Genomic DNA, 20996 nt, shown 5'->3' on the forward strand with positions numbered 1-20996 from the left:
ACCAGCGACAAAGGCCGCAGTTTGAACCTCGCCGACGGAGCCTGACAACCCTTTGTGCCTGCGCATGAGGTTGCGCAGTGACAGGCGCGGTCAATCACAGGATAATGCGCCATCTTTTTAGCCGGCCCGGTGCAAACGGGCTGACTCGGTATGCTTGCTTGTTTGGCCGCCTTAGCCTGACAACCCTGGAGTGTCTGGTTTGATCGTCTTCCGTTATCTGTCCCGCGAAGTCCTGTTGACCCTGAGTGCCGTGAGTGCGGTCCTGCTGGTCATCATCATGAGTGGTCGTTTCGTCAAATACCTGGCCCAGGCTGCCTCCGGCGCCCTGGACCCAGGCTCGCTGTTCCTGATCATGGGCTTTCGCCTGCCGGGATTCTTGCAACTGATCCTGCCGCTGGGCCTGTTCCTCGGCATCCTGCTGGCCTACGGCCGCTTGTACCTTGAAAGTGAAATGACCGTGCTCTCGGCCACCGGCATGAGCCAGCAGCGCCTGCTGGGCATGACCATGATTCCGGCGGCCGGCGTTGCGCTGATCGTGGCCTGGTTGAGCCTGAGCCTGGCTCCCCAGGGCGCGATGCAGTTCCAGTTGGTGCTGAACAAACAGGACGCGATGACCGAGTTCGACACCCTCGAGCCGGGCCGTTTCCAGGCACTCAATGACGGCTCGCGGGTGACTTACACGGAAACCTTGACCGACGACCGCGCCAACCTGGGCGGTGTGTTCATCTCCGAGAAACGGTTTGGCCAGGACAAGAAAGACCGGGGCATTTCCGTACTGGTGGCCGATTCGGGCCGCCAGGAAGTGCGTCCTGACGGCAGCCGCTACCTGATCCTGGAAAATGGCTATCGCTACGATGGCAGTCCAGGCATGGCCGACTATCGCGCGATCAAGTACGACACCTATGGCGTGATGCTGGCCCGCCCGGATATCAGCGACGAAGTCACCGACCGCGACGCCATCCCCACGGCGGACCTGCTCGGCAGCAAGGAACTGCGCTCCATCGCCGAGCTGCAATGGCGGATTTCCCTGCCGCTGCTGGTGTTTATCGTGACCCTGATGGCCGTGCCGCTGTCGCGCGTCAACCCGCGCCAGGGCCGTTTCCTCAAGCTGTTGCCGGCGATCCTGCTGTACATGGCTTACCTCACCATCCTGATTTCCGCCCGTGGCTCCCTGGAGAAAGGCAAGCTGTCGCCGGTCCTGGGCCTGTGGTGGGTGCACGGCATGTTCCTGTTGATCGGCCTGGGGCTGCTGTATTGGGAGCCTATTCGTTTGAAAATGATGAGCCGTCGTGGCCAGAAGGAGTTGGCTCGTGGCTAAGCTCGATCGCTACATTGGTAGCAGCGTCCTGATCGCCATCCTGGCGGTACTGGGCATTATCCTGGGTCTGGCCTCGTTGTTCGCCTTCATCGATGAAGTCGGCAACGTCAGCGACACCTATACCGTATGGGACGTGCTCGGCTACGTGGCACTCACCGCGCCGCGTCGTCTCTACGACATGATGCCGATGGCCGCGCTGATCGGTTGCCTGATCGGCCTGGGCAGCCTGGCCAGCAACAGCGAACTGACCATCATGCGCGCCGCCGGTGTGTCCATCGGGCGTATCGTCTGGGCGGTCATGAAGCCTATGTTGCTGCTGATGCTGTGCAGCGTGCTGATCGGTGAGTACGTAGCGCCGCCGGCCGAAACCACCGCCCAGGCCAATCGAGCCCTGGCCCAGGGCTCGGGCGATGCACAAAGCGCCAAGCATGGCCTGTGGCACCGCCAGGGTGATGAGTTCATCCACATCAACGCCGTGCAACCGGGCGGGTTGTTGATCGGTGTGACGCGCTATACGTTCGACAAGGAACGTCACATGCTGTCGTCCAGTTTCGCCAAACGCGCGCAGTACGGCGACGAAAAGTGGCAACTGACCGACGTCACCACGACTTACTTCCGCAATGTCGGCCAAGGCACCAAGGCCAGCACCGAAGTGATCAATGTGCCGAGTGAAGAGTGGGATATCGCCCTCAAGCCGGAACTGCTCAATACGGTGGTGATGATCCCCGAAAGCCTGCCGATCTCCGGGTTGTGGGGCTATATCCACTACCTGAAGGATCAAGGCTTGAATAACGGTCGTTACTGGCTGGCATTTTGGGTCAAGGTGTTGCAGCCGGTGGTGACCGCCGCACTGGTGCTGATGGCGATCTCGTTCATCTTCGGTCCGTTGCGCTCCGTGACCCTCGGCCAGCGGGTATTCACTGGCGTGCTGGTCGGTTTCACCTTCCGCATCGCCCAGGATCTGCTCGGCCCGTCGAGCCTGGTGTTCGGGTTCTCGCCGCTGTTTGCAGTGCTGGTGCCGACGGCCATCTGCGCCCTGGCCGGGTTCTGGCTGCTGCGCCGGGCCGGCTGATACCGCACCGTTGGATAAAAAATGCCCCGCTCGGATGAGTGGGGCATTTTTGTTCTGGTCAGCAAAGATGACGCCCGGCCTGAGCATCAGGTACAATTCCCGGCTATTTTTCAGCGGGCAATCTGCCTGCAGCCTTTTTGAGTGTTGATCCGTGAGTGATTTGAGTCATATCCGCAATTTCTCCATCATCGCCCACATTGACCATGGTAAGTCGACGCTGGCCGATCGATTCATCCAGATGTGCGGCGGCCTTGCCGAGCGTGAAATGGAAGCCCAGGTGCTGGACTCCATGGACCTCGAACGCGAGCGCGGGATCACCATCAAGGCCCACAGCGTTACCCTGTACTACACCGCCAAAGACGGTATCAAGTACCAGTTGAACTTCATTGACACCCCAGGCCACGTGGACTTCACCTATGAAGTCAGCCGCTCCCTGGCGGCCTGCGAAGGTGCGCTGCTGGTGGTGGACGCGGGACAGGGTGTTGAAGCCCAGTCCGTGGCCAACTGCTACACCGCCATCGAGCAAGGCCTGGAAGTCATGCCGGTGCTGAACAAGATCGACCTGCCACAGGCCGATCCGGACCGCGTAAAAGAAGAAATCGAAAAAATCATCGGCATTGACGCCACCGACGCCGTCGAGTGCAGCGCCAAGACCGGCCTGGGCGTCGACGAAGTGCTCGAGCGCCTGGTCAAGACTATCCCGGCCCCCACCGGCAACTACGAAGATCCGCTGCAGGCGTTGATCATCGACTCCTGGTTCGACAACTACCTGGGGGTTGTCTCCCTGGTACGCGTGCGCCACGGCCGTGTGAAGAAGGGCGACAAGATCCTGGTCAAGTCCACCGGCAAGATCCACCTGGTGGACAGCGTCGGTGTATTCAACCCCAAGCACACCGCGACCACTGATCTGAAAGCCGGTGAAGTAGGTTTCATCATCGCCGGCATCAAGGACATTCATGGTGCGCCGGTGGGTGACACGCTGACCTTGAGCTCCACCCCTGACGTCGACGTGCTGCCGGGCTTCAAACGCATCCAGCCGCAGGTCTACGCCGGCCTGTTCCCGGTCAGCTCCGACGACTTCGAAGACTTCCGCGAAGCCCTGCAAAAGCTGACCCTCAACGACTCGTCGTTGCAGTACACCCCGGAAAGCTCCGACGCCCTGGGCTTCGGCTTCCGCTGCGGCTTCCTCGGCATGCTGCACATGGAAATCATCCAGGAGCGCCTTGAGCGCGAGTACGACCTGGACCTGATCACCACGGCGCCGACGGTTATTTTCGAGCTGCTGCTCAAAAACGGTGAAACGATTTACGTCGACAACCCGTCCAAGCTCCCAGACCTGTCTTCCATCGAAGACATGCGCGAGCCGATCGTGCGGGCCAATATCCTTGTGCCGCAGGAACACCTGGGCAACGTCATTACCCTGTGTATCGAAAAGCGTGGCGTGCAGCACGACATGCTGTTCCTCGGTACCCAGGTGCAAGTGACCTACGATTTGCCGATGAACGAAGTGGTCCTGGACTTCTTTGACCGTCTCAAATCCACCAGTCGCGGCTATGCTTCGCTGGATTACCATTTCGACCGTTACCAATCGGCTAATCTGGTGAAACTGGATGTGCTGATCAACGGCGACAAGGTCGATGCCCTGGCACTGATCGTGCACAAGGACAACGCGCACTACAAAGGTCGCCAGTTGACCGAGAAGATGAAAGAACTGATTCCGCGCCAGATGTTCGACGTCGCGATCCAGGCCGCCATTGGCGGGCAGATCATTGCGCGAACCTCCGTCAAGGCACTCAGAAAGAACGTACTGGCCAAATGCTACGGTGGCGACGTCAGCCGTAAGCGCAAGCTGCTTGAGAAGCAAAAGGCCGGTAAAAAACGCATGAAGCAAGTGGGCAACGTGGAAATTCCACAAGAAGCCTTCCTTGCGGTGCTCAGGTTGGATAGTTAGGTCCTATGTCGCTAAATTTCCCGCTGTTGCTGGTCATCGCCGTTGCCGTTTGCGGTCTCCTGGCGTTGCTCGATCTGGTGTTCTTCGCCCCGCGTCGGCGGGCGGCTATCGCGTCCTATCAGGGCAGCGTCAGCCAGCCCGATGGCATGGTGATCGAGAAGCTGAACAAAGAGCCCTTGCTGGTTGAATACGGCAAGTCGTTCTTCCCGGTGTTGTTCATCGTGCTGGTGCTGCGCTCGTTCCTGGTGGAACCGTTTCAGATCCCGTCGGGCTCGATGAAACCTACCCTGGACGTGGGCGATTTCATCCTGGTGAACAAGTTCTCCTACGGGATTCGCCTGCCGGTGATCGACAAGAAGGTCATCGAAGTCGGTGATCCGCAGCGCGGCGACGTGATGGTGTTCCGCTACCCGAGCGACCCGAACGTCAACTACATCAAGCGTGTGGTAGGCCTGCCGGGCGACGTGATTCGCTACACCAGCGACAAGCGTCTGTTCATCAACGGCGAGTCGGTGGCCGAGAAGCTGATCGGTTCCGAACCGAACAGCCTGGGCAGTGCCGAGCTGTACCAGGAAAAACTCGGTGCGGTAGAGCACGAAATCCGCAAGGAAATGAGCCGCTACCGTGCCATGCCTGATGGTGAGTGGAAAGTGCCGGCCGGGCACTACTTCATGATGGGCGACAACCGCGACAACTCCAATGACAGCCGTTACTGGGATGACCCGAGCATTCCCAAGGACCTGCTGGGCATGGTTCCCGACCAGAATATCGTCGGCAAGGCCTTTGCGGTCTGGATGAGCTGGCCGGAACCCAAGCTCAGCCACCTGCCGAACTTCTCGCGGGTCGGGCTGATCAAGTAATACAAGCGGCGCTGTGCACACAGCGCCGAATGCTTTTCTGGGGCCTGGACATTTCCCGTCCCCGTGCAATACCAACCAGGATTTGAATTTGAACACTGCGTCAATCGTCGATGGCCGCCGGTGCCACCACACAGATATGGGTAAACCGTGACCGTTTCTCTAAGTCGTCTCGAGCGCCAGCTCGGCTACACCTTCAAGGATCAGGAATTGATGGTCCTTGCCCTCACACACCGCAGCTTTGCAGGGCGTAACAACGAACGCCTGGAATTCCTCGGTGATGCCATCCTCAATTTCGTCGCCGGTGAAGCTCTGTTCGAGCGCTTTCCCCAAGCCCGTGAAGGCCAGCTGTCGCGTTTACGCGCACGCCTGGTAAAGGGCGAGACCCTGGCCGTACTGGCCCGTGGTTTTGGCCTGGGTGAGTACCTGCGCCTCGGCTCCGGTGAGTTGAAGAGCGGCGGGTTCCGCCGTGAGTCGATCCTGGCCGATGCGCTTGAGGCATTGATCGGCGCGATCTACCTCGATGCAGGCATGGAAGCGGCCAAGGAGCGCGTCACCGCGTGGCTGACCTCCGAGATCGAAAGCCTCACGCTGGTCGACACCAACAAGGATCCGAAGACCCGACTGCAGGAATTCCTGCAATCGCGCGGTTGCGACCTGCCACGCTACGAAGTGGTGGATATCCAGGGTGAGCCCCATTGCCGCGTGTTCTTCGTGGAATGTGAAATCACCTTACTGAATGAAAAAAGCCGAGGTCAGGGTGTGAGCCGTCGCATTGCCGAACAGGTAGCGGCCGCTGCAGCACTGATTGCCCTGGGCGTGGAGAATGGCCATGACTGATTCAACCGCAACACGCTGTGGCTATGTTGCCATCGTCGGCCGCCCGAACGTGGGCAAGTCCACGCTGCTGAACCATATCCTCGGCCAGAAGCTTGCAATCACCTCGCGCAAGCCGCAAACCACCCGCCACAACATGCTGGGCATCAAGACCGAAGGCAGCGTGCAAGCGGTCTACGTCGACACCCCGGGCATGCACAAGGGCGGCGAGAAAGCCCTTAATCGCTACATGAACAAGACGGCCTCGGCGGCGTTGAAAGACGTGGACGTGGTGATCTTCGTGGTCGACCGCACCAAGTGGACCGACGAAGACCAGATGGTTCTCGAGCGTGTGCAGTACGTCACCGGCCCTTTGATCGTCGCGTTGAACAAGACCGACCGCATCGAAGACAAAGCCGAGCTGATGCCGCACCTGAGCTGGCTGCAGGAGCAACTGCCGAACGCCCAGATCATGCCGATCTCGGCCCAGCACGGCCACAACCTCGAAGCCCTGGAGCGCGTGATCGCCGGCTACCTGCCGGAGAACGAGCACTTCTTCCCGGAAGACCAGATCACCGACCGCAGCAGCCGTTTCCTCGCCGCCGAACTGGTGCGTGAGAAAATCATGCGCCAGATGGGCGCCGAGCTGCCGTACCAGATCACCGTTGAAATCGAAGAGTTCAAGCAGCAGGGCAAGACCCTGCATATCCATGCGCTGATCCTCGTCGAACGTGACGGCCAGAAGAAAATCATCATCGGCGACAAGGGCGAGCGCATCAAACGCATCGGCACCGAAGCGCGCAAGGACATGGAATTGCTGTTCGATTCCAAGATCATGCTTAACCTGTGGGTGAAGGTTAAGGGTGGTTGGTCCGATGATGAGCGTGCGTTACGCTCCCTTGGCTACGGCGACCTGTAAGGACACCGCAGGGCAAAAAATGTGGGAGGGGGCTTGCCCCCGATAGCGGTGGATCAGTTAATAAATAAGTGACTGAGCCACCGCCATCGGGGGCAAGCCCCCTCCCACATTAGGTTTGTATTGTTTTCAAGATAGAGAACCCATGTCCCAATCCCCACCCACCAGCCAACTCGCCTACGTGCTGCACAGCCGCGCCTACCGCGAGACCAGCGCGCTGGTGGATTTCCTCACGCCCCAAGGCCGCCTGCGCGCGGTGTTGCGCAGCGCGCGGGGCAAGGCGGGGACATTGGCGCGACCTTTCGTGGCGTTGGACGTGGAGTTTCGCGGCAAGGGCGAGTTGAAGAACGTCGGCCGCCTGGAAAGCGTCGGCACGTCCGCCTGGCTCAATGGCGATGCACTGTTCAGCGGCCTCTACCTTAATGAACTGCTGATCCGCCTGTTGCCCGCCGAAGACCCGCACCCGGCGGTCTTCGATCACTACGCCGCCACCTTGCTGGCCCTGGCCGAGGGCCGCCCCCTGGAGCCGCTGTTGCGCGCCTTCGAATGGCGCCTGCTCGACGACCTGGGCTACGGCTTCGAACTGCACAACGACCTGCACGGCGACCCCATCGCCGCCGACGGCATGTATCGCCTGCAGGTGGATGCGGGCCTGGAGCGTGTGTACCTGCTGCAACCGGGACTGTTCCAGGGCACCGAGCTGCTGGCCATGAGCGAGGCCGACTGGAGCGCCCCCGGTGCCTTGTCCGCCGCCAAGCGCTTGATGCGCCAGGCCCTGGCCGTGCACTTGGGCGGACGGCCGCTGGTCAGTCGCGAGTTGTTTCGAAAGCCCTGACATCCCCGTGTATGCTGTGCAGCGTTTCTTTCCCCTTTTCAGGAGCGCTTCCGTGACCACCAGCAATCGCATTCTTCTTGGCGTCAACATCGACCACGTCGCTACCCTGCGCCAGGCCCGGGGCACCCGTTACCCTGACCCGGTCAAGGCCGCGCTGGACGCCGAAGAAGCGGGTGCCGACGGCATCACCGTGCACCTGCGCGAAGACCGCCGCCACATCCAGGAGCGCGATGTGCTGCTGCTCAAGGACGTGTTGCAAACCCGCATGAACTTCGAGATGGGCGTCACCGAAGAAATGATGGCCTTCGCCGAGCGCATTCGCCCGGCGCACATCTGCCTGGTCCCGGAAACCCGCCAGGAACTGACCACCGAAGGCGGCCTCGACGTGGCCGGCCAGGAAGCGCGGATCAAGGCCGCGGTGGAGCGCCTGTCGAAGATCGGCAGCGAAGTGTCACTGTTCATCGACGCCGACGAACGTCAGATCGAAGCGTCCCGCCGTGTCGGCGCGCCGGCCATCGAACTGCACACCGGCCGTTACGCCGACGCCACCACACCGACCGAAGTGGCGGATGAACTGCAGCGCATCATTGACGGTGTGAACTGCGGCCTCAATGAAGGCCTGATCGTCAACGCCGGCCACGGCCTGCACTACCACAACGTCGAAGCAGTGGCTGCCATCAAGGGCATTAACGAGCTGAACATCGGCCACGCGCTGGTAGCCCACGCGCTGTTCGTCGGTTTCAAAGGCGCGGTGGCCGAGATGAAAGCCCTGATCCTGGCGGCCGCCAAGCGCTGATCGCAGATCCGCGGCAATGCGAAGCCTTACTGTTTAGCCAATGCAGGTGTATCGTATCCGCCCTTTGCAGGCCCTGCGCCTGCGGCAGATACGTGAGGTTGTTGTGTCCCGATCCTTTTCCCGTCGACAAATCCTGGGTGGTCTTGCCGGCCTGGCCGTAGTGGGCGTCGGTGCCGGTGGCGCCTACCGCTACTGGCTGGGGAAAGTCGCCGAAGCCGAAGCGGGGCATGATTACGAACTGATCGCCGCGCCGCTCGACGTAGAACTGGTGCCGGGGCACAAGACCCAGGCCTGGGCCTTCGGCCCTTCGGCACCGGGCACCGAGTTGCGGGTGCGCCAGGGTGAGTGGCTGCGGGTGCGCTTTATCAACCACCTGCCGGTCGCCACCACGATCCACTGGCACGGCATCCGCCTGCCGCTGGAAATGGACGGCGTGCCCTACGTCTCGCAATTGCCGGTGCTGCCCGGCGAATACTTCGACTACACATTCCGCGTGCCCGACGCCGGCAGCTACTGGTACCACCCCCATGTGAACAGCAGCGAAGAACTCGGCCGCGGCCTGGTCGGCCCGCTGATTATCGAAGAACGCGAACCCACCGGGTTCAAGCACGAACGCACCCTGAGCCTGAAGAGCTGGCATGTGGACGAAGAGGGCGCCTTTGTCGCCTTCAGCATTCCCCGTGAGGCCGCGCGCGGGGGCACGGCCGGGCGGTTGTCGACCATCAATGGCGTATCCCAGGCGGTGATCGACCTGCCTGCCGGGCAGATCACCCGTGTGCGCCTGCTCAACCTCGACAACACCCTGACCTATCGCATCAACATCCCCGACGTCGAAGCGCAGATCTACGCCCTGGACGGCAACCCTGTCGAACCGCGCCCGCTGGGCAAGGAATACTGGCTGGGTCCGGGCATGCGTATCTGCCTGGCGATCAAGGCGCCGCCGGCGGGTGAAGAACTGTCGATCCGCAACGGCCCGGTGCGCCTGGGCACTTTCCGCTCAGTCGTCAACGCCGATGCACCGACCGAATGGCCCCCGGCATTGCCCGCCAACCCGATTGCCGAGCCGGACCTGGCCAATGCGGAGAAACTCAACTTCAATTTCGAGTGGGTCGGTTCAGTGTCGGTGAATGTCGATAATGGCAAGCCGCCGAGCCTGTGGCAGATCAACGGCCAGGCCTGGGACATCACCGACAAGACCTGCGCCGACCGCCCGATTGCCAAGCTGGAAAAAGGCAAGAGCTACATTTTCGAATTTAAGAACATGACCCAGTACCAGCACCCGATCCACCTGCACGGCATGAGCTTCAAGGTGATCGCCTCGAACCGCCATAAGGTGATCCCGTACTTCACCGACACTTACCTGCTGGGCAAGAACGAACGTGCTCGAGTGGCCTTGGTGGCGGATAACCCAGGGGTGTGGATGTTCCATTGCCATGTGATCGACCACATGGAAACCGGCCTGATGGCCGCCATCGAGGTGGCGTGATGCGCCAGTTTCGCCCCACGGCGATTATCGACCGCAGCCGCGATCAGGATTTCATGCGCGAAGCCCTGGCGCTTGCCGCCCAAGGCGCGGCGCTGGGCGAAGTGCCGGTGGGCGCGGTGCTGGTGCAGGACGGTGAAATCATCGGCCGCGGCTTCAACTGCCCGATCAGCGGCAATGACCCCAGCGCCCATGCCGAAATGGTCGCCATTCGCGCCGCTGCGCAGGCTGTCAGCAACTACCGCCTGCCGGGCAGTACGCTGTACGTGACCCTGGAACCGTGCAGCATGTGCGCCGGGCTGATCGTGCATTCGCGGATTGCGCGGGTGGTGTATGGCGCGCTTGAGCCGAAAGCGGGGATCGTGCAAAGCCAGGGGCAGTTTTTTACCCAGGAGTTTCTGAATCATCGGGTGTTGTTTGAAGGCGGGGTGCTGGCTGAAGAGTGTGGAACCGTCTTGAGCGAATTCTTCAAGGCCCGCCGACAGCGTTAAAATACACTTCAGCCCTCGAAGCTATCTGCTTTTAGCTGGTCTTCCGCAGCGTCTCCAAGATAGCCGCGGATTGCCGAGAAGAATGGCTGCCAATTATTATTTTTATCCCTTCTCATGAATATCCTGGCGAGAGCAGCCCTAGTGTGTTCGTCCGAGATGCCAGAGTTAACGTATTTTGTGAAGCTTTCATTAATTGTGTTGAGTGCGACTCTGCGCATGTTTTGAAGCCTAGGGCTATCAAGATTGAGCTTGTCGATGGTGGTTTGTACTCTGGCTGGATCAATAATGGATTGAGCGCAGTTACTAACATCCACAGAAATAGCCCCTGTGCTTCGGTCAAATTTGAAGAGGCACGGGCCAGACTTGAGATTAAGGGGGTTTAGGATAACATCATCCCAAATATTGTTTGCTTTGGGGACGTCGCATGTATAAGGCTTTGTATGACGTGCTTTGGCATCTACGACATCTTTTCTGGAGCCTCCGTGGCAAACTGCCATGAGGTTGTTCCACTCTAGTCCCCAATTGCGAGTCGTGGTTTTGTCGGATTTTGGGTGGAAATGTTCAACCCTGAAGTCCGCCGACCCTGTACTGGTCGCTGGTATTAAGTCGATTTCGCAATAGGCACATACACTGCCTTGATCTGATCTCAGTGCTTTGTGGACTTGGTCACGGCGCGTAGAGTTTTTCGTGAATTGATTCCATTCGTTTTGTGGCTTCGTTTTTATGTAAGCCTCTAATAGTGGAGGTGTCACGATATCCTTTAGGGTTTTTTTCATTTTTTCAAGTCCATTTCCTTTAGTCGGATATCCATCTGCAGTCGTATAAGCTCAGGTTCATATTCTGCTCCCCACTCATCCAACTTTTGTTTCAGTATCCTTCCCTCAGGCGTATCCCATTGGTCATTGGCAACCAAACGCTGATATTCCTCCAAATCACCTACGATTTCCACCCTGGGCGATCTTGGATGCACGCCCAGTACATCTTTGAGCATCTGTTGGGCCTCCGCGCCTTCGGAAAACTCGACGGAAAGAACTTGTGGTTTATCGCCAATCCAGTCAATGACGCGTAGAGACTCGGCGGGAACTGTGCTTACCACCTGAGGGCTGTGGGTAGTGGCAATAAACTGAATATTTGGAAATGTTTCAATCAGGTCCGGTAAAATGGTCTGCTGCCAACCAGGATGTAGATGCAGATCTATTTCGTCAATAAGTATGACGCCCTCGGTGTTTAGAGGGTCGGGCCTATTAGGATTGGCTTCCGCCATGCGGGCTGCAATATCCATTACCATTGCTAACGTGGTGCGATAACCATCGCTTAGTTGCTCGATACGCAGTGGCTTTATTACGCCGTCCACTGACCAGTCCACCATAAGACCTGCGGGATAAACGCCACGAGGATTGCTGAAACCTGGCATCAACCGTTTAATTGCCATTCGAATCGCTCTTAGTTCAGGTTGTTCGAAATCAAATGAGCGTTGAGATTTATGTACCTGCGTTTCGCGGTCTTCTAGATAGTAGAAGTATTCAATGAAGCGTTTAAAATTAGTCTGGCTCTGCAGTGCGCCATCAAAAGCGTCAAATCGGTTGAATGTCTTTTTGAAGTCTTTCTTGCGTTGCGGTACGCCGAAAACGCCCCTGCCGGTACCGTAATAGATAAATACTGGTAATGCGAAGTCTCGCCCCTCATTGGTGGCATCAATAAATTGATCTGCATGGTCCATGAGTGTTTTTTGCCCGACAGCTGGTGGAATCTGCTGAGCTGTTTTTTTACTTTGGTCTCGTTTTTCGGTCCGATCCCACAACAATCCCTCGGTGCTTTCACATTTGATTCGCATGTAAGGGGGTTTGCTTCCGTCGGGATTTACCTGAAAGTCTGCATCCCGAGGATTTATGCCGGATACGCCGGGAAGCCGCGAAAGAAAAAGGCCAAATGCTGTTGCAAGAGCGTCCAATACGCTCGATTTACCCGCCCCATTACGTGCTACTAACACCGTGATTTGGGGGTGGAAGTCTATTTTGAAATCACTGAAACGACGATAACTTGTCAGTGTCAGCTCTTTTATTTTCACGATGAACGTCCCCTGTATGTATACGATATCGCGATATTTCGCGTTTTTTCCTATCTCTGTTACGCCCTGTTGACTCATCTGACCTGTACGAAACTATCAGAATTTCACAAAAGGTTTTGAGCGTTTTTTACAACTGTCGCTTAGGTAGTCATAACAAGACGGAAAACTTACTTCCTGGCGATGATCACCGCCCGCATCGGTGCCGGCAGCCCTTCAATCGTCTTGCTGTGATCCTGTGGATCGAGGAAGTCGCTGAGGGACTGATACTTCATCCACGCCGTCCCGCGCTGTTCCTCCACCGTGGTCACGCTCACATCCACGCACCTCACATCACTGAACCCGGCACGCCGCAGCCACAGCATCAACGCCGGCACTGAGGGCAGGAACCACACGTTACGCATCTGCGCATAACGGTCTTCCGGCACCAGCACCTGTTGCTGGTCGCCTTCCACCACCAAGGTTTCCAGGACCAGTTCGCCGCCCTTGACCAAGGTGTCCTTCAGCGCCAGCAAATGCTCGATCGGCGAGCGGCGGTGATAGAACACCCCCATGGAAAACACCGTGTCGAAGCCTTCCAGGTTCGCCGGCAGGTCTTCAAACGGGAACGGTAGGTGCCAGGCCTTGGGTTCGGACAGGTAACGCTGTACGGCCTGGAACTGGCAGAAGAACAGCCAGTTCGGGTCGACGCCAATCACGCTGTCGGCCCCGGCGCCGAGCATGCGCCACATGTAGTAACCGTTGCCGCAACCGACATCGAGAATGCGCTTGCCCTTCAGGTCCAGGTGCGGGGCCACACGCGACCACTTCCAGTCCGAGCGCCATTCGGTGTCCACATGCACGCCGAACAGGTGGAACGGGCCCTTGCGCCACGGGCTCAAGCCCATCAGCGCGGTGTGCATCTGCGCGCGGGTGGCGTCGTCGCAATCGGTGTCCAGCACCAGGCCATTGAGCAAGTCGACTTCACTGGGCTGGATCTTGGGCAGCGCGTCCAGGGCACTCTGCCAACGCTCCAGGTCGCCATGACCCTTTTCCATCTTGCTATCGAGCTGCGCTTGCAGGCCTTGGGCCCATACAGCCAGGGGGGTACCGACCAGATGGCGGGCGAGGGGGGACAGATCAATCATGGCAAGGCAATCAACGAGGCAAAGTTAAGACACTGGAACCACGGCACGACTTTCGAAAACCCGGCCGCCAGCAGGCGTTCGCGGTGTTCTTCGAGGCTGTCGGGCTTCATGACGTTTTCGATGGCGCTGCGCTTCTGGGCGATTTCCAGTTCGCTGTAGCCGTTGGCGCGTTTGAACGCGATATGCAGGTCGGTGAGCAGCGCATGTTCTTCCAGGTCGTTGAAGCGCAGCTTTTCCGAAAGGATCAGTGCGCCGCCGGGCAATAACGACTGGCGGATACGCCCGAGTAACGCCAGGCGCTCATCCGGGGCGATAAATTGCAGGGTGAAGTTCAACGCCACCACCGAGGCCGGTTGGAACTGCAGCGCGAGGATGTCGCCGTCGATCACCTCGACCGGCAGCAGCTCCTGGAACATCGAGTCCTGGCCATTGAGGTATTCGCGGCAGCGCTCGACCATGGCCGCCGAGTTATCCACCGCGATCACGCGGCAACCGTCGGTGCGCACATGACGGCGCAAGGCCTGGGTCACCGCTCCCAGGGACGAGCCCAGGTCGTAGAGCACGCTGTGTGGTTGGGCAAACTGCGCTGCAAGCACGCCGAGGTTTTCGACAATCGTCGGGTAACCGGGCACCGAACGCTTGATCATGTCCGGGAACACCCGCACCACGTCCTCGTTAAAGGCGAAGTCCGGCACCTGGGGCAGGGGCTGGGCGAATAGGCGATCGGGTTCTTTGCTCACGGTTGTTCCGGCGACGAAGGGGAAAGGCCGGCATTTTAGCCAAGTTGGCCCTCGTGTGCGCGGGTTGTCTGATGGAAAGCCGAGGCGGTGATGCCCCACTGTCCGAGCCAGTAGGTGACGATCAACAAATACGGCGCGGCGTCGAATGACAGCACAAACCGATTGATGCCGATCAGCGTGTCGGAAAACACAAACGACACCGCGCCCGCCGCCGCCAGCAGCGCCGAGCGTTTCGGTACATCGCTGCCCACACGTGCCAGCGCGCGCCAGAGCATGGCGCTGATCACCAGTGCGTAAATCACCACCGGTACCAGCAGTTCGCCAAGACCGTGGGAGATCAGGATGCCCAGCAGGATCGCGCCCACGCCCAGCGCCAACGCCAACGGCAGCAGCGCCAGACGGCGGCAGTCGCTGAAATAGGCTCTGAGATAGGCCAGGTGGGCACACAGGAAAGCGCCGAGGCCGAAGATAAACAGGTCGCCCGGCCAGGCCAGCAATACATCGCCGACCAGGGAAAAAATCAGCCCGAGGCTGATCCAGCGTCGATAGTCGGTCGGCGGCGCATCATGCAGCCAACCCAGCAGCGCCAGCACCGGCAGCGGCTTGACCAGCAGGCACAGCAACGTGGCATGGGTGCTCAGGCCGTAGATAAAGGTGCCTGCGCCCATCAACGCAAGAATCAGCCATGGCATATCAGTTCACCGTAATGGCGCAATCGAAGGTCTCTGCGGGCTCGGCTTCCGGTTCCCAGGGTTGCTGGGAGGTCAGGCGCAAACGACCCTGGCCGGCCGTGAATGCCTGGAAGCGCCAGGTGGACTGGCCGCCGCCGCCGATTACACCGGATTCCGAGCTGCTGTACACCTCGGGGCCCCGGGCCCGCAATACGCCGCCGGCGGAATCCTGGATGGCCCAGCGGTAGCCGGTGGTGGGGTTGCTCGGCAGGGTGAGGATCAGGTTTTGCCCGGTCTTGAGTTGCAGCGGGCAGGCGCTCTGGTTGTCCACGGTGACGTTTTGCTTCGGCGCACTGGCGCAGGCGGCGAGCAGGCAAAGGCTCAGGGGGAGAAGCAGGCGGGCGGCGATCATGGGGGCTCCGTTGTTTGGCGACGAAGACCGAGCATAACCGAAGATGAGACAAGGTGTGACAAGAGGGCTGCCGGGTGCCGTTTGTGGCGAGCAGGCTTGCCCTGCGTTGGGCTGCGAAGCAGCCCCTCTTAAAAAGACCCCCATTCTTTCTGAAAGAACAGGGTCGTCAGTTTCGGGGCTGCTGCGCAGCCCAACGCAGGGCAAGCCTGCTCACCACAGGGGCCCACTCGGGCTAATGAGGTATCAGAAGAGCACCTTCGCCACATCCGCAAAGCGCTTGGCAAAGTGCACGGTCATGCCCTCCTTCAGGTACTCCGGCAACTCTTCAAAACTGCCGCGATTGGGCTCCGGCAAAATCAGCTCGTGAATCTTCTGGCGGCGCGCCGCAATCACCTTCTCGCGTACCCCGCCAATCGGCAGCACATGCCCGGTCAACGTCAGTTCGCCGGTCATGGCCACGCCTTTTTTCGGCGCTTGATTGCGCGCCAGGGACAGCAGCGCGCTGGCCATGGTCACCCCGGCGCTCGGGCCGTCCTTCGGCGTGGCGCCTTCCGGTACGTGCAAGTGCACGAAGGCTTCGTCGAAGAACTTCGGATCGCCGCCAAACGACTTCAGGTTGGAGCTGATGTAGCTGTAGGCGATTTCGGCGGACTCTTTCATCACCTCACCCAGCTGCCCGGTGAGCTTGAAGCCGCGATTGAGGGTGTGGATACGGGTCGCCTCGATCGGCAGGGTCGCGCCACCCATGCTGGTCCAGGCCAGGCCGGTGATCACGCCGGTACCCGACAGCACCTGTTCGTTGCGGAACACCGGCATGCCGAGGGAGCTTTCCAGGTCCTTGTTGCCGATCTTGATCACCGAGTTCGGTTCGTCCAGCAGCTTGACCACCGCCTTGCGCACCAGTTTGCCCAGTTGTTTCTCCAGCTGGCGCACCCCGGCTTCACGGGCGTACCCGTCGATCAGTGCGCGCAGGGCGCCGTCACTGATGCTCAGGCTGTTTTTCGAAACGCCGGCTTTTTCCAGCTGTTTTGGCCACAGGTGGCGTTTGGCGATGGCGACTTTTTCTTCGGTGATATAGCCCGACAGGCGAATCACTTCCATACGGTCCAGCAGCGGGCCGGGAATCGAGTCCAGGGTGTTGGCGGTGCACACGAACAGCACCTTGGACAGGTCCAGGCGCAGGTCCAGGTAGTGGTCGAGGAATTCGACGTTCTGCTCCGGGTCGAGGGTTTCCAGGAGTGCCGAAGCCGGATCGCCCTGGAAGCTCTGGCCCATCTTGTCGATCTCGTCGAGCATGATCACCGGGTTCATCACTTCCACATCCTTGAGCGCCTGCACCAGCTTGCCCGGCAGGGCGCCGATGTAGGTGCGGCGATGGCCCTTGATCTCGGCCTCGTCGCGCATGCCGCCGACGCTGAAGCGATAGAACGGCCGCCCGAGGGACTCGGCGATGGACTTGCCCACGCTGGTCTTGCCCACGCCCGGCGGGCCCACCAGCAGCACGATGGAGCCAGCGACCTCGCCTTTATAGGCGCCCACCGCGAGGAACTCGAGGATGCGGCTCTTGATGTCATCCAGGCCGGCATGGTGCTTGTCCAGCACCTTGCGTGCGTGCTTGAGGTCGAGTTTGTCCTCGCCATACACGCCCCAGGGCACCGAGGTGGCCCAGTCCAGGTAATTGCGCGTGACGGCGTATTCCGGCGAGCCGGTTTCGAGGATCGACAGTTTGTTCAGTTCTTCATCGATACGTTTTTTCGCCTGGGCCGGCAGCACCTTGCCTTCCAGGCGTTGCTCGAACTGTTCGACGTCGGCGCTGCGGTCGTCCTTGGTCAGGCCCAGTTCCTGCTGGATGACCTTGAGCTGTTCCTTGAGGAAGAACTCGCGCTGGTGTTCGCCGATCTTGCGGTTCACCTCGGCGGAGAGTTCTTTTTGCAGGCGCGCGACTTCCACCTCCTTGCGCAGCATCGGCAGGACTTTTTCCATGCGCTTGAGCATCGGCACGCAGTCCAGCACTTCCTGCAGCTCATTGCCTGTGGCCGAGGTCAGCGCGGCGGCGAAGTCGGTGAGGGGCGACGGGTCGTTGGGGCTGAAGCGGTTGAGGTAGTTCTTCAGCTCTTCGCTGTACAGCGGGTTGAGCGGCAGCAGTTCCTTGATCGCATTGATCAGCGCCATGCCGTAGGCCTTGACCTCGTCGGTCGGCTCGCTCGGCTGGTGCGGGTATTCCACTTCCACCAGGTACGGTGGGCGGTGGTGCTTGAGCCAGGTCTTGATCCGCACGCGGGTCAGGCCCTGGGCGACGAATTGCAGCTTGCCGTTCTCGCGGCTGGCGTGGTGCACCTTCACCAGGGTGCCGTACAGCGGCAGGGCGGAGGTGTCGAAATGGCGTGGATCTTCCGGCGGCGTGTCCATGAAGAACAGGGCCAGGGAGTGATGGTCGGATTTGCTCACCAGCTCCAGGGTCTCGGCCCACGGCTCTTCGTTGACGATCACCGGCAGCACTTGCGCCGGGAAGAACGGCCGATTGTGGATCGGGATGATGTAGACCTTGTCCGGCAGGTTTTGCCCAGGCAGGGCCAGGCCGGTATTGGACGAAGGGGTTTCAGCGTTTTCGGGGTCGGCGTAATCGTTGAGGTCGTAATCAGGGAATTCTTGCTGGTCGCTCATGGGGCACCTGCATAAGGAAGTATGCAGCTTAGATGGGGCGGGGCAGCAGTGGTTTCAATGGTGGGGGTGAGATAGCAACATATTGCAGGAAATTACTGCGGCGACATTGGTCAATATGGGTCAGCTGATTTTGTGGAGGTAGGTGGGGAGTGGCTGTTCTGGCAGCACCGAGAGCACTTTCAGGCGCTGCAACATCCGCTGCCGCGCCCGCTGCAAATGCTCGCGCAGGTTCAACGCCGCCGCATCGAATGCGCCATGCAGCAGCAGCTCCAGAATCAATCGATGTTCGGCAAGCATCGCCGGATCAGCGCCGATCCCCAGCAATCGGTAAAAAATCCGGCTGATGATCATCGGGCTCTGGCCCTGGCGAATCAGCGCGGCAATCTTGCGGTTTTGCAGGCCGGCCAGGCAGTGCTGGTGCAGGTCCTCTTCGATCTGCTCGATGGCTTCCAGGCTGCACTGGGGGCTGTCCTGGGCATCCAGCACGCGCTGCAGCATGGCTTCCAGCATGTCGCGGTCGAGGTTCGGGGCACTCTGGCGCAGGGCTTCGGGTTCCAGGCAGGCGCGCAGTTCGTAATCTTCGGTGACTTCCCGCGCGGTCAAGGGCCCCGCCAGCCATTGGGAATAGGGCTCTTTTTCCACCAGGCCGCGGTCGCGCAGGCGCATCAGCGCTTCACGCACCACCGCGCGGCTGACGCCGTAGTGGTCGGCGGCGGCTTGCTCATCCAGGCGGTAATGGCCAAAGGCGATACAGGTGGACAGCGCCGCGCCGATTTCCTCGACGATGCGCTCGCCCAGCGGCCGGGTGTCCACCAGTTCGGCCTCGCCATTGAGGCCCAGGTGCCCATGGCTCAAGGGCAGGCGCAACGGCTCCATGGCCAGGCCGTCGGGGTTGATCAGGTAGCCCCGGCCGTTGAAACGGCAGATCAAGCCCTCAGCGTGCAGCAGGTCCAGCGCCTTGCGCACCGGCACGCGGCTGGTGCCGAACAGCTCGGCCAGGGGCGCTTCCAGCAATACCAGGCCATGGCGGGCGGTGCCATTGACGATCGCGTCGCGCAACACCTGGTGAATCATCGCGTAACGGGAGGCCGAGGCGGACACTGCTTTCATCGATTTCTCAAAGGCATGTAGGACGATGGCCGGGGATTCTCTCATAAGTTGCGCCTGTCACTCTGCGCCACGTCGGTGGCACTTTTTTGGGGCCTTGAATGTAGGAATGTTACTTTTCTGCACCAAAATGTACTTATTAATAAAAGATACATTATTTCATTGAGGACGCTTCGTAACCGTAGCGCAAGATTTTTTTCCATCGATCAACACCATCTATCCTGTAGCTCTGGGTAAGAATGCGTAATCGCGCCAAGAGCGCTACGCAGAGACTGGCACGAAAGCTGCCTTTGTAAAATGTACATTTTATTAATATGTACGTTTTATGAGGTTTCCCTGATGTCAGACGCCACTTCACTGGCCGAGGATTTCGCCAGCGGTCGCAGCGACCCGGTGCAAGTCCTTGAGCAGGCACTCGATCAAGCGAGCCGCTCGACCAGCGTATTTATTGCCCTGACCGCCGAGCGCGCCCGCCGTGAAGCCGAAGCGTCCGCCGCCCGGTGGCGTGCCGGCCAGCCCTTGAGCGTGTTCGATGGCGTGCCCCTGGCCTGGAAAGACCTGTTCGACGTAGCCGGCAGCATCACCACCGCCGGCGCCGCTTACCGCCGTACTGCGCCCGCCGCGTTGCTCGACGCCCCCAGCGTGGGCCTGTTGTGCCGTGCCGGGATGGTCAGCGTCGGCAAGACCAACCTCAGCGAACTCGCCTATTCCGGTTTGGGCCTGAACCCGCATTTCGGCACGCCGCACAATCCTCATGGCACGGACCAGGCGCGCATTCCCGGCGGCTCGTCGTCCGGGTCGGCGGTGGCGGTTGCGGCCGGTATCGTGCCGATCGCCATGGGCACCGACACCGCTGGCTCCATCCGCATTCCGGCAGCGCTCAACGGCCTGGTGGGGTACCGCAGCAGCAGCCGACGCTACAGCCGCGACGGTGTGTTTCCCCTGGCCCGTTCCCTCGACAGCCTTGGCCCGTTGACCCGCAGCGTGCGCGATGCCTTGGCCATCGACGACCTGCTCCATGGCCGTGCCCGGCAGCACAGTGCCCGTCGCCTGAAAGGGCAGCGTTTTGTGTTGGAACAGGGTGTGCTGGCTGACGTGGAGCCTGCCGTGCGCAACAACCTGCTGCGCGCCGTTGAGCGACTGAAGGCGGACGGTGCGCTGATTGAAGAGCGTGAAAGCACCCCGTTCCAGGCCACCCTGGACCTGATCAAGCACCAAGGCTGGCTCGGCGCGTTCGAAGCCTTCGCCCTGCACCAGGACCTGCTCGACAGTGTTGACGCCGAACACCTCGACCCCCGTGTGCGCCGCCGCCTTGAAGCCGCGCGCGCATTGCCGGCCAGCCAGTTGATCCACCTGACCGACGCACGCCGTCGCCTGCAACAGCAACTGCTCGACGCGCTTGACGGCGCGATCCTGATCACCCCCACCGTCGCCCATGTCGCCCCGGCGTTGGCACCGCTTGAGGCCGACGACGAACTGTTCGTCAAAACCAACCTCGCCACCCTGCGCCTGACCATGCCCGGCAGCTTTCTCGACATGCCAGGCGTCAGCTTACCCAGTGGCCGCGATGCCCAGGGCCTGCCCACCGGGCTGCTGCTGAGCGCCCCGAGCGGAGAAGACGCGCGGCTGTTGCGTGCGGCCTTGTCCGTCGAGTCCGTACTTAACTTTTAAGGAG

19 protein-coding genes are annotated in these 20996 nt (G+C 60.2%); 11 read left to right on the top strand and 8 right to left on the bottom strand.

Annotation, left to right across the window (positions count from 1 at the left end; genetic code table 11):
- The first annotated feature begins 199 nt into the window (after nt 1–199).
- The 10 genes from lptF (at nt 200) to tadA (ending at nt 10535) form a co-directional block, all read left to right on the top strand.
- Complete coding sequence (gene lptF, locus F6S08_RS06235) at nt 200–1318, top strand: LPS export ABC transporter permease LptF (RefSeq protein ID WP_065924181.1); 1119 nt, start codon at nt 200–202, stop codon at nt 1316–1318.
- A complete protein-coding gene (gene lptG, locus F6S08_RS06240) occupies nt 1311–2390 on the top strand; it encodes an LPS export ABC transporter permease LptG (RefSeq protein WP_065924180.1) in 1080 nt (359 codons plus the stop codon). The genes lptF and lptG overlap by 8 nt, the downstream gene beginning before the upstream one ends.
- A 151-nt stretch (nt 2391–2541) precedes the next feature.
- A complete protein-coding gene (lepA, locus tag F6S08_RS06245) occupies nt 2542–4341 on the top strand; it encodes a translation elongation factor 4 (protein WP_027604664.1) in 1800 nt (599 codons plus the stop codon).
- A gap of 5 nt (nt 4342–4346) precedes the next feature.
- Nucleotides 4347–5201: a signal peptidase I gene (gene lepB / locus F6S08_RS06250; RefSeq protein ID WP_027604663.1), complete on the top strand. Its 855-nt coding sequence runs from the start codon at nt 4347–4349 to the stop codon at nt 5199–5201.
- A 147-nt stretch (nt 5202–5348) separates the two neighbouring features.
- Nucleotides 5349–6038 (top strand): ribonuclease III, encoded by a 690-nt coding sequence (gene rnc / locus F6S08_RS06255; RefSeq protein WP_027604662.1) that lies wholly within the window; start codon nt 5349–5351, stop codon nt 6036–6038.
- On the top strand, nt 6031–6933 hold the full coding sequence (gene era / locus F6S08_RS06260; protein ID WP_027604661.1) for a GTPase Era: 903 nt from the start codon (nt 6031–6033) through the stop codon (nt 6931–6933). Before rnc ends, era begins: the two co-directional genes overlap by 8 nt.
- Before the next feature lie 142 nt (nt 6934–7075).
- The gene (gene recO / locus F6S08_RS06265; RefSeq protein WP_141156839.1) at nt 7076–7765 is read left to right on the top strand and encodes a DNA repair protein RecO; all 690 of its coding nucleotides are present in this window, start codon (nt 7076–7078) and stop codon (nt 7763–7765) included.
- Nucleotides 7766–7817: 52 nt separating this feature from the next.
- Complete coding sequence (pdxJ, locus tag F6S08_RS06270; protein WP_027604659.1) at nt 7818–8561, top strand: pyridoxine 5'-phosphate synthase; 744 nt, start codon at nt 7818–7820, stop codon at nt 8559–8561.
- Nucleotides 8562–8664: 103 nt separating this feature from the next.
- The gene (locus F6S08_RS06275) at nt 8665–10047 is read left to right on the top strand and encodes a multicopper oxidase family protein (protein WP_065949017.1); all 1383 of its coding nucleotides are present in this window, start codon (nt 8665–8667) and stop codon (nt 10045–10047) included.
- Nucleotides 10047–10535 carry a tRNA adenosine(34) deaminase TadA gene (gene tadA, locus F6S08_RS06280; RefSeq protein ID WP_315871395.1) on the top strand — a complete coding sequence of 163 codons (489 nt, stop codon included), beginning with the start codon at nt 10047–10049 and terminating at the stop codon, nt 10533–10535. The genes F6S08_RS06275 and tadA overlap by 1 nt, the downstream gene beginning before the upstream one ends.
- An 8-nt stretch (nt 10536–10543) precedes the next feature.
- On the opposite strand, the gene F6S08_RS06285 is transcribed toward tadA, so the two are convergent.
- The 8 genes from F6S08_RS06285 to F6S08_RS06320 form a co-directional block, all read right to left on the bottom strand.
- Nucleotides 10544–11311, bottom strand: coding sequence for a retron system putative HNH endonuclease (locus tag F6S08_RS06285; protein ID WP_315871396.1), 768 nt, complete (start codon nt 11309–11311; stop codon nt 10544–10546).
- On the bottom strand, nt 11308–12603 hold the full coding sequence (locus tag F6S08_RS06290; protein ID WP_315871397.1) for an AAA family ATPase: 1296 nt from the start codon (nt 12601–12603) through the stop codon (nt 11308–11310). Before F6S08_RS06290 ends, F6S08_RS06285 begins: the two co-directional genes overlap by 4 nt.
- Before the next feature lie 167 nt (nt 12604–12770).
- On the bottom strand, nt 12771–13727 hold the full coding sequence (gene cmoB / locus F6S08_RS06295; protein WP_315871398.1) for a tRNA 5-methoxyuridine(34)/uridine 5-oxyacetic acid(34) synthase CmoB: 957 nt from the start codon (nt 13725–13727) through the stop codon (nt 12771–12773).
- Nucleotides 13724–14467: a carboxy-S-adenosyl-L-methionine synthase CmoA gene (gene cmoA / locus F6S08_RS06300; RefSeq protein WP_065926593.1), complete on the bottom strand. Its 744-nt coding sequence runs from the start codon at nt 14465–14467 to the stop codon at nt 13724–13726. Before cmoA ends, cmoB begins: the two co-directional genes overlap by 4 nt.
- 35 nt (nt 14468–14502) lie before the next feature.
- Complete coding sequence (locus tag F6S08_RS06305) at nt 14503–15159, bottom strand: lysoplasmalogenase (RefSeq protein ID WP_065926592.1); 657 nt, start codon at nt 15157–15159, stop codon at nt 14503–14505.
- 1 nt (nt 15160) lies between these two features.
- On the bottom strand, nt 15161–15550 hold the full coding sequence (locus F6S08_RS06310; protein ID WP_065948899.1) for a protease inhibitor I42 family protein: 390 nt from the start codon (nt 15548–15550) through the stop codon (nt 15161–15163).
- A gap of 243 nt (nt 15551–15793) precedes the next feature.
- Nucleotides 15794–18214, bottom strand: coding sequence for an endopeptidase La (gene lon / locus F6S08_RS06315; RefSeq protein WP_065926590.1), 2421 nt, complete (start codon nt 18212–18214; stop codon nt 15794–15796).
- Between the two features lie 120 nt (nt 18215–18334).
- Entirely contained in the window at nt 18335–19324 is a 990-nt protein-coding gene (locus tag F6S08_RS06320) for a GntR family transcriptional regulator (RefSeq protein WP_137211517.1), read from the bottom strand.
- Nucleotides 19325–19660: 336 nt separating this feature from the next.
- Between F6S08_RS06320 and F6S08_RS06325 the strand changes: the two genes are divergently transcribed.
- Nucleotides 19661–20992, top strand: coding sequence for an amidase (locus F6S08_RS06325; protein WP_315871399.1), 1332 nt, complete (start codon nt 19661–19663; stop codon nt 20990–20992).
- Nucleotides 20993–20996 lie beyond the last annotated feature (4 nt).

Origin of the sequence: Pseudomonas sp. JV449, from assembly GCF_032424295.1 — a bacterium.
Lineage (GTDB): Bacteria > Pseudomonadota > Gammaproteobacteria > Pseudomonadales > Pseudomonadaceae > Aquipseudomonas > Aquipseudomonas marginalis.

What these genes read in the sequence shown, in the direction of transcription:
- lepB (WP_027604663.1), top strand. Translation starts at nt 4,347, where the DNA reads ATGTCGCTAAATTTCCCGCTGTTGCTGGTCATCGCCGTTGCCGTTTGC.
- era (WP_027604661.1), top strand. Translation starts at nt 6,031, where the DNA reads ATGACTGATTCAACCGCAACACGCTGTGGCTATGTTGCCATCGTCGGC.
- recO (WP_141156839.1), top strand. Translation starts at nt 7,076, where the DNA reads ATGTCCCAATCCCCACCCACCAGCCAACTCGCCTACGTGCTGCACAGC.
- tadA (WP_315871395.1), top strand. Translation starts at nt 10,047, where the DNA reads ATGCGCCAGTTTCGCCCCACGGCGATTATCGACCGCAGCCGCGATCAG.
- F6S08_RS06285 (WP_315871396.1), bottom strand. Translation starts at nt 11,311, where the DNA reads ATGAAAAAAACCCTAAAGGATATCGTGACACCTCCACTATTAGAGGCT.
- cmoB (WP_315871398.1), bottom strand. Translation starts at nt 13,727, where the DNA reads ATGATTGATCTGTCCCCCCTCGCCCGCCATCTGGTCGGTACCCCCCTG.
- F6S08_RS06305 (WP_065926592.1), bottom strand. Translation starts at nt 15,159, where the DNA reads ATGCCATGGCTGATTCTTGCGTTGATGGGCGCAGGCACCTTTATCTAC.
- F6S08_RS06310 (WP_065948899.1), bottom strand. Translation starts at nt 15,550, where the DNA reads ATGATCGCCGCCCGCCTGCTTCTCCCCCTGAGCCTTTGCCTGCTCGCC.
- lon (WP_065926590.1), bottom strand. Translation starts at nt 18,214, where the DNA reads ATGAGCGACCAGCAAGAATTCCCTGATTACGACCTCAACGATTACGCC.
- F6S08_RS06320 (WP_137211517.1), bottom strand. Translation starts at nt 19,324, where the DNA reads ATGAAAGCAGTGTCCGCCTCGGCCTCCCGTTACGCGATGATTCACCAG.
- F6S08_RS06325 (WP_315871399.1), top strand. Translation starts at nt 19,661, where the DNA reads ATGTCAGACGCCACTTCACTGGCCGAGGATTTCGCCAGCGGTCGCAGC.